The sequence below is a fragment of the Streptomyces sp. NPDC059477 genome, assembly GCF_042749375.1.
Lineage (GTDB): Bacteria > Actinomycetota > Actinomycetes > Streptomycetales > Streptomycetaceae > Streptomyces.
Map to the genome: position 1 here is coordinate 4,271 of NZ_JBHYUG010000174.1, position 1,190 is coordinate 5,460.

At 54.3% G+C, this 1,190-nt stretch carries 1 rRNA gene (cut by a window edge); it reads right to left on the minus strand.

The features are described from left to right. Positions 1-1,190: ribosomal RNA gene (locus ACFXAZ_RS39220) — 23S ribosomal RNA — on the minus strand (its annotated part extends 173 nt beyond the left edge of the window); the annotation flags it as partial.

Below are 1,190 nucleotides of genomic sequence, written 5' to 3' on the forward strand. Positions count from 1 at the left end.
ATAGCTACCCAGCTATGCCCTTGGCAGAACAACTGGTACACCAGCGGTGCGTCCATCCCGGTCCTCTCGTACTAAGGACAGCTCCTCTCAAATTTCCTACGCCCACGACGGATAGGGACCGAACTGTCTCACGACGTTCTGAACCCAGCTCGCGTACCGCTTTAATGGGCGAACAGCCCAACCCTTGGGACCGACTACAGCCCCAGGATGCGATGAGCCGACATCGAGGTGCCAAACCTCCCCGTCGATGTGGACTCTTGGGGGAGATAAGCCTGTTATCCCCGGGGTAGCTTTTATCCGTTGAGCGATGGCCCTTCCATGCGGAACCACCGGATCACTAAGCCCGACTTTCGTCCCTGCTCGACTTGTAGGTCTCGCAGTCAAGCTCCCTTATGCCTTTGCACTCTACGAATGATTTCCAACCATTCTGAGGGAACCTTTGGGCGCCTCCGTTACACTTTAGGAGGCGACCGCCCCAGTCAAACTGCCCACCTGACACTGTCTCCCGGGTCGATAAGACCCGTAGGTTAGAATTTCAATACAGTCAGGGCGGTATCCCACCAGCGCCTCCACCGAAGCTAGCGCTCCGGTTTCAATGGCTCCCGCCTATCCTGTACAAACTGTACCAAAATTCAATATCAGGCTACAGTAAAGCTCCACGGGGTCTTTCCGTCCTGTCGCGGGTAACCTGCATCTTCACAGGTACTATAATTTCACCGAGTCTCTGGTTGAGACAGTGCCCAAATCGTTACACCTTTCGTGCGGGTCGGAACTTACCCGACAAGGAATTTCGCTACCTTAGGACCGTTATAGTTACGGCCGCCGTTTACTGGGGCTTCAGTTCAGAGCTTCGCTTACGCTAACCCCTCTCCTTAACCTTCCAGCACCGGGCAGGTGTCACCCCCTATACTTCGCCTTACGGCTTCGCAGAGAGCTGTGTTTTTGCTAAACAGTCGCTTGGGCCTATTCACTGCGGCTTTCCGTTAAGAAAGCACCCCTTCTCCCGAAGTTACGGGGTCATTTTGCCGAGTTCCTTAACCAGAGTTCTCTCGCACACCTTAGGATTCTCTCCTCGCCTACCTGTGTCGGTTTGCGGTACAGGCACCTTTTATCTCGCTAGAAGCTTTTCTTGGCAGCGGGGAATCAAAGACTTCGCTCCATAAGGAGCTTCCCCATCACAGCTCAGCCTT